Source organism: Paracoccus laeviglucosivorans (assembly GCF_900182695.1).
GTDB lineage: Bacteria > Pseudomonadota > Alphaproteobacteria > Rhodobacterales > Rhodobacteraceae > Paracoccus > Paracoccus laeviglucosivorans.
In genome coordinates this window covers 89,673-97,129 of sequence record NZ_FXTK01000017.1, presented here as the reverse complement: position 1 = coordinate 97,129, position 7,457 = coordinate 89,673, and the positions used below count along the sequence as shown (strand labels likewise).

The 7,457-nt window shown below is 61.2% G+C and carries 5 protein-coding genes, 1 pseudogene and 1 other annotated feature; of the genes and pseudogenes, 2 read left to right on the top strand and 4 right to left on the bottom strand.

The genetic code is table 11. From position 1 onward, the window contains the following. Positions 1-290: hypothetical protein (locus tag FN835_RS21475; protein ID WP_221930452.1), on the bottom strand; the 290-nt coding region annotated here is incomplete at its 3' end. On the opposite strand from FN835_RS21475, the pseudogene FN835_RS16060 reads away from it, so the two are divergent. Both FN835_RS16060 and FN835_RS16055 read left to right on the top strand, forming a co-directional pair. Continuing rightward, positions 271-1,376 (top strand): annotated as a pseudogene (locus FN835_RS16060) (IS3 family transposase). The gene FN835_RS21475 and the pseudogene FN835_RS16060 overlap by 20 nt on opposite strands. 560 nt (positions 1,377-1,936) lie before the next feature. Then, positions 1,937-1,992: a sequence feature (sul1 is cis-regulatory element that is thought to sense ions involved in sulfur or methionine metabolism; They are found in Alphaproteobacteria), on the top strand. A gap of 45 nt (positions 1,993-2,037) precedes the next feature. Further along, positions 2,038-3,426 carry a SulP family inorganic anion transporter gene (locus tag FN835_RS16055; RefSeq protein WP_142664241.1) on the top strand — a complete coding sequence of 463 codons (1,389 nt, stop codon included), beginning with the start codon at positions 2,038-2,040 and terminating at the stop codon, positions 3,424-3,426. 162 nt (positions 3,427-3,588) lie between these two features. On the opposite strand, the gene FN835_RS16050 is transcribed toward FN835_RS16055, so the two are convergent. From FN835_RS16050 to FN835_RS16040, 3 genes are all read right to left on the bottom strand, one after another. Then, positions 3,589-3,954 carry a hypothetical protein gene (locus FN835_RS16050; RefSeq protein ID WP_142662897.1) on the bottom strand — a complete coding sequence of 122 codons (366 nt, stop codon included), beginning with the start codon at positions 3,952-3,954 and terminating at the stop codon, positions 3,589-3,591. Between the two features lie 233 nt (positions 3,955-4,187). Then, complete coding sequence (locus FN835_RS16045; protein WP_142664240.1) at positions 4,188-5,627, bottom strand: IS1182 family transposase; 1,440 nt, start codon at positions 5,625-5,627, stop codon at positions 4,188-4,190. A gap of 145 nt (positions 5,628-5,772) precedes the next feature. Then, positions 5,773-7,443, bottom strand: coding sequence for an amidohydrolase (locus tag FN835_RS16040; RefSeq protein ID WP_142664239.1), 1,671 nt, complete (start codon positions 7,441-7,443; stop codon positions 5,773-5,775). Between the last annotated feature and the right edge of the window lie 14 nt (positions 7,444-7,457).

The window sequence follows — 7,457 nt, the reverse complement described above, 5'->3', positions numbered from 1 at the left end:
AAGGTCGCAGGTTCAAATCCTGCTCCCGCAACCAACGAAACCGACTTGGATCCAACCCTCGCCAAAAGCGGGGGCTTTGTCATGTCCGGACCATGGACGCTGGGAATCGCTCTAGCACCCTCCAAAAACGACAGGATCGCCGCCAGCTCTCCGACCAGTTCCATCCGGTGACCGCCCGCCGCAAGATCGTGCTCTGCCCCCTGAGATATGGACCGTTTGAAGCTGGAGTTTTCGGCTAGCATTTCCCGGCTGGGAGAGGAGCTGATGACGATGAAGGCATCGAAGTTCACGGAAGCGCAGAAGGCGTTTATCCTGAAGCAGGGCGAGGAGGGAACGGCCGTGGCATAGATCTGTCGGAAGGCGGGGATCAGCCAAGCGACTTACTTCAACTGGAAGAAGCGGTATGGCGGCTTGCTGCCCGACGAGATGCGACGGTTGAAGGCGCTCGAGGATGAAAACGCGCGGCTGAAGAAGATCGTGGCGGAACCTGACACTTGACCGCGAGATGCTGCAGGATGTCATTCGCCGAAAGCTCTGAGGCCTGTCCGGACGCGCAAGCTTGTCGACGGGATGTTGGTCGATTGGGGTGTCTCGATCCGGCGGTCCTGCCAAGCGCTGCGGTTCGAGACACCTCAAGCTACCATTACAAAGCCTGTCGCACCGGACAGGCCGGCCTGGAACTGCGGATCCGCGAGATCTGCGAAACGCGTGTGCGCTATGGCTATCGGCGCATCCATGTGTTGTTGCGGCGGGAGGGCTGGCAGATGAACATCAAGAAGACGCGCAGGATTTACAATGAGTTGGGTCTTCAGCTGCGCAACAATCATCCCAAACGCCGGGTGAAAGCCAAGTTGCGCGAGGACCGCCGGGAGGCGGCAGGCCCGAACGAGGTCTGGGCGATGGACTTCGTTCACGACCAGCTTGCCTTGGGCAAGCAACTGCGGATACTGACCATCGTGGACATCCATTCGCGCTATTGCCCGGCGGCGGATCCCCGGTTCACCTACCGGGGCGAGGATGTGGTCCAGACGCTGGAACGGGTCTGCCGGCAGATCGGCTATCCGCAGACGATCCGGGTAGATAAGGGTAGCGAGTTCATCTCCCGCGATCTGGATCTCTGGGCCTGTGCGAACGAGGTCACGCTGGACTTCTCGCGGCCGGGCAAGCCCACGGACAACGGTTTCATCGAAGCTTTCGACAGCAAACTGCGGGCGGAATGCCTGAATGCCCACTGGTTCATGGATCTTGCGGACGCTCGCGAAAAGGTGGAGGCTTGGCGCAGGGACTACAACGAGGTCCGACCGCACAGCGCGATCGGTTACAACGTGCCGATCGATCTGCACATTCCCGGTGGCGCAACCAGCCCGCCCCCGTGATTAGAGCCGCGAAACTCTAACCCGCGGCGGTCCAAGGTTGGGGAGCAGCGCACAAACCAGCAGACTCTCGTTATGATCGAGGTATCCACGGGGGGAAGGTCATGTCGAATGCGGAAAAGGCCGTGGCATACCTGTCGATCACTTATTCCGTCGCGGTTGACAACGACTATGCCATCTGGCGTGCCTTCAAGAACCAGTATTGATCCGCGTTTACTTCATCTATGCCAAGGGCCAGTTCCGTCACCACCATTCTGGCTAAGGCGATTATGACGCGTCCGAGCGCGTGATCCAGCAATTGCTGGCCGAGGAGGTCTGCCTAGAAATAGACTATGGTCCACTTCCTGTCAAAACGCAGGCATTCTGGCGCGAAGCAGCAAGGTCATGCCATGCCTTCACAGAGCCGGGCTGCCACGGACCAGATAAAAGTTCGACACCGCTGAGACCGTTGCCAGTGGCGAATACCGACATCACCGCAATTGGAAGGAACTCGTAGAAGAAAGGACTTTCTGCGGAACCTCACTTGGCAAATGCGGCGCATCCGGCTAAGGCGGGGGCAATCGCATGGACCCGGTGAAAGCCCGGGTGGCTATTCCGGCCGCCGATCCGCCGGACCACGCATATTTCTCGCGTATTTCCCATCACGACCAGGGCACGGCACTATTTGCAGCAGTGGCAGGACAATCCTGTCCGCGAAATTCTTGCGGGGGCGGTGGCGACCTTCGCGCTCATTCCCGAAGTGATCGCATTTTCCTTTACCGCCGGTATCGACCCTGCGGTGGGGTTATATGCGTCCTTCGTCATCAGCATCGTTATCGCTGTCTTTGGCGGCCGCCCGGCGATGATCTCTGCGGCTGCGGGCTCGGTCGCGTTGGTTGTGGCGCCGCTGGTCCGCGATTACGGGGTGGAGTATCTGTTTGCGGCGGGGCTTCTGGCCGGTCTGTTCCAGATCCTATTTGGCTTCGCACGACTTGCCACGCTTATGCGATATGTCTCAAACTCTGTCCGCACAGGCTTTGTGAACGCGCTTGCGGTGCTGATCTTTGCCGCGCAGTTGCCGCATATCCTGAACGCCGGTCCCAGCGGGCTGGCCGTGATGGCGGCAGGGCTTGCGGTCATTTACCTTTCGCCGCGCGTGACGACAAAGATTCCTGCACCGCTGATCTGTGTGGTTCTGCTGACACTGGCATGTTCGGCATTTGGCCTTGGCGTGCCGCGCGTGTCGGATCTTGGCATCTTGCCGGATGGACTGCCGCTGTTCCACCTGCCAGACGTGCCGCTGGACCTGGGGCTACTGAAGATCATTTTCGCCCCTGCGCTCGCGATTGCGATGGTGGGTCTGCTGGAAAGCCTGATGACCGCCGGGGTGGTTGACGATCAGACCGGCACGCCCTCGGATAAGAATGCCGAAGCGCGCGGACTGGGGCTGGCCAACGTCGCGGCCAGCCTGTTCGGCGGCATCGCCGGATGCGGCATGATCGGGCAGACAGTATCGAACGTAAAGTATGGCGGAAGGGGGCGGCTTTCGACCATGGCCGCAGGGGGGCTTCTTCTTCTGCTGATGGTCTTGGCCCGAGATGTGATCGATCAGGTGCCTGTGGGGGCACTGGTCGCGATTATGGTCATGGTGTCGATCGATACGCTCGACTGGGGCTCGCTGCGGCGGCTTCGTACGACGCCGACCCTTTCCAATCTGGTGATGCTGACGACAGTCGGTGTTACGATCCTCAGCCATAACCTCTCGCTTGGCGTGCTAGTCGGAGTGCTGATGAGCGGGGTCTTTTTTGCCGTCAAGGTTGCCGCCCTGCAGCAGGTGCGGCGCGACGGCGATCTTTACATCGTCGAGGGGCAGATCTTCTTTGCGTCGGCCGATGCCTTTATCGACGCTTTTGACCCCAGCGATCACAGTGGGCCGGTGACCATCGACCTCTCTGGTGCAAAACTGTGGGACATCACTGCGATAGCCGCCGTCGAGAAGGTGCGCGACAGGTTCTTGCGCCACAATCTTGCGGTCACGGTGAAAGGCTGCACCCTTGCCGGAGACGCGCCTTAGGGCGCAGGCCGTGCGGGGGGCTGCCGCTTGCTGCAAGGCAGCGAGGCTGGGCAATAGCCACGGCCGGGTCTTGCATCCAGCGCATGAGCTTCCCCGAAGCCGCAATTAGACGCTTGTGCAACAACCCGAGCGGAGAAGCGTCCGGTATGCGGGACTAAGCGGTCAAACGGCCTGGTCGAATCGTCCCTGAGCATCAGGCCATGTCCAGATAGTCTGGTCGGCGAGGATCGCCTCGACAACCGCTTCAGCCCTTGATCGGGCGCTTGTGTTTTCGCCTAACCCCATGTGCTGGGTTTCGATCTCGACTAGAAACCCGACGACCTCGCCGCGGGGTATTCCCCTGCGCAGCTCTGAAGCCGCCTCTAGCAAATAGCTGTCGTATTCGTCTGCGAATGGCAGGTTCGCTTCGTCGTCCCATCTGCTCGAGCAGTTTTCTGGGTCCAGCAGTCCGATAGGATCCCAGAGCGCCCAACCGATGTCGCGTAGCTTCGATAACTTAATTCTGGGCTGAGGGACCGCCTGCATCATCGGAAACTCTGTTAGGTGTCTGGATCTCATAAGGCTATGCGAAGCTCACGACCGTCTGCAATGGGCTGAGGTTGTGTCAAAACACGGTGGCGATGGCCGTTTGCTTTCCGATTTCCGAGACTGCGGATAACCTTCAGCGCCAAATCGTCATGTGGCGCGGGTGGACGGCCAGAGATGGCCTGGAGGCCTCATGGAGCGAAGCATAGCGCAGAAAATAGGGCAGAAAGCGCCGATCAAGCCGGAATAGCCTGGATCAGGCGTCGGATGCCGATCAGGGAGGCGACCCGCTTGATATTGTAGGCCAGCACGTTCAATGCCATCTCGGTGCGGACGTTTTTCAGCGTGCGGGTCAGGAAATGGGTGTGCCCCATCCAGGCCTTGATCGTGCCGAAGGGGTGCTCGACGGTGCAGCGGCGTAGGGTCATCGGATCGGTATCCCGGCTCAGTCTTTCGCGCATTGCGTCGATCAGATGCTCGTGTTCCCATCGGGTGATACGGCGTTCCGTGCCGGTGGTGCATCGGCTTTGCAGCGGGCAGGTCTGGCACTCGTTGATCCAGTATCGCCGGACCTGAACGCCACGCTCCTCGGTGGTGTAGCGGTAGATGAGCTCTTCGCCCGCCGGGCAGACATAGACATCGCGCTCTGGAGCATAGGAAAAATCGGCCTTCACATACATGCCCTTGGCCGCATTGCCTGAGGTGGCCGGGCGCGGCACGGTCGTTGTGATGCCTGCTTCATGGCAGGCGAGTATCTCGGGACCGCTGAAGTAACCCTTGTCGGCGATGGCATGCAGATCGTCGCGGTGGAGCGCCTCCCTGGCTGCGATCGCCATGGGGCTGAGCTGGTCGCGGTCGAATCCCTGGTTCGTGACCTCGTGCGTGACGATGATGTGGCTCTCCGTATCGACAGCGCTTTGGACATTATAGCCCACCATACCGCTGTGTCGGGCGCTGGTGGCCATGGCGCGGGCGTCCGGATCGGTCAGGGAAATTTGTCCGTCCGGCGTGTCGGCCAAGGCTTCGTCCATTGCCTTCAACCGCGCGATTTCCTGCCGTATACGGCCGTAGCGACGGGCAAGGTGCAGCACTTTCGCGGCGCGGGCCTCGCCCTCTTCCTGCCGGTCGAGGCGAACCATCTCATTGATATAGCGTTCGACATCAGCCTCCAGATGGGTGAGGCGGCTGGCGATCTTGTTTCTGGTGAAGTTCTTGTCGCGATTGTTCACCGCCTTGAATTTGCTCCCGTCGATGGCGACGCAATCCCCCTTCAGCACGCCGATCCGGCGGCACAGCTCCACGAACTGTGCACAAGTCTTCCGGATTGCGCGGCCATTCGTGCGGCGGAATTCGGCGATGGTCTTGTGGTCTGGCACCAGCCTACCGATCAGCCACATCACCTCGACATTGCGCCCCGCCTCGCGCTCCAGCCGGCGGCTCGACGGAATCCGGTTCAGATAGCCATAGATGAGCAGCTTCAGCAGGACCGCAGGATGATACCCCGGCCGACCGGTGCGTGCCGAGGTCGCGCGCACGAAACCAAGGTCTGCATGATCAAGCTCATCGACGAACAGATCTACAACGCGGACAAGATCATCTTCGCCGATCCAGTCTTCCAGCCGATCGGGGAAAAGCACCGTCTGGCTGCGCTGAATGCCCTCAATGAAACCCGCCATGCCGATCTCCTGCTACCGAGAAAACATAGCATGCCACCGGGTTTTGACACACCCTCGGCTCAATACCGCCCTAAACCTCAATCCAATCCCCTTTGTCTCTCGGCGAACGCAGCCTAGCCGTCATCTGCCCCTCGACGCACGTCAATCACTGTGCCGATACGTCATGATCGTGGATGATGCGGCCTCCGCAGATCGTCAGTGTTACCCCCAGATCGGGGATTTGCGCTGGGGGGGTGGTTCCAATATCGCCGCCCAACAGCACAAGATCGGCAGCCAGCCTGGCACGTATGGTTCCTGTGACGTGATCGCGATGCGCGGCCCATGCGCCGCCCGCCGTATAGGCGTGCAGCGTGTCGATCAGGGACAGTCGTTCATCCTGCGCCCCCGCATAGGGTTGGCGCGTCAATGCTGCCGCGATCCCGCGCAGAACCGATACATCGGCCACCGGCCAATCGCTGGAAAATGCCATGGCAGCACCCGCCTTGGCCAGACTGCGGCAGCGATAGGCATCCGGCCACCGCGCCTCTCCGATCCGTGAAAGCGTCGGCTGTAAGGGGAAATCCATGGCTCCCGGTGCGTGAGGCGGCTGCAGGCTGGCAGTGATGCCCAACGCTCCCAGCCGGGAAACGTCAGCGGGGTCGATCAACTCGATATGTTCGATGCGGTGGCGGCTGTCTCGTGGGCCATTGGCAGTCCGTGCGGCCTGATAGCCGTCGATCACCGTTCTGACCGCACCGTCCCCGATGGCGTGAACCGCGATCTGCAAACCGCGCCGGTCGATTTCGGTCGCGATCCGGTCGAAATGCGCGGGTGGAAACAGCGGCTCGGATCGATGGCCGGGCTGGTCGGGATAGTCGTGCAGCATATAGGCGGTCTTGCTGTCGATCACCCCGTCCATGAACATCTTGACGAAGCCGGAACTGATCCAGTCATCGTCGAAATCCGCCGCCATCGCCGAGGCGCGGTCAAGTGCGGCAAGCGCCATATGCGGCTTGAAATGGAACGGCACCTTGACGCGCAGGGGCAGGTCGCCCTCGTCCCGCATCTCGGCCAGCAGTTCCAGTGTATAGCGGTTGCCGTCCATATTCACCAAGCTGGTGACGCCATGCGCGGCGCAGTGCATCATGCCCCTGCGCAGCAGCGCCTTGTCGGCGGCACGTTCGGCGGCAGAGGGTCGGGGATCGGGTTCTTCGCCAGTGGCGATGCCAAGGTTGATGCGCCCTTCGCCGGCAAAGGCGATCAAGGGGCCGAAAGCCTCAAACTCGCGCAGCTCTCCTGTTGCAAGCCCGTCATCGCCCATGACGACTTCGTGGCCGTGCGGCATCTCGGCGCCGCGCAGCAATCCAGCGGCTTCCAAGGCTGCAGTATTGGCCCAGACCGTATGCAGGTCGGGCGACATCATCGCGATGGGACGATCCGCGATCATTGCGTCAAGATCCTGGCGCGTGGCGGGCTTGTCCAGAATGTCGTAATGCGCCTCTTGCGCCATCAGCAGGGGCATATCGGGGTTCGCGGTGGCAAAGTCGCGAAACGCATCGCCAACCGCCTTAGCCCCATGCAAATGGCCGATATGCAGATGCGTCAGGTCCGCGCCGCCAAGACCGACATGCACATGCCCCTCGAAAAAGCCGGGCAGCAGAGTCCGTCCGGCGGCGTCGATGACCTTGGTATCCGGCCCGGCCAATGCCGCAATCTCGGCCACGCTACCCACGGCAAGGATGCGCCCATGCGCCACCGCCACCGCTTCGGCGCGGGGACGATCCGGGTCCATGGTCAGGACGCGGGCATGGGTCACGATCAGATCGGCAAGGGTCATGGGGGGCGTATCCC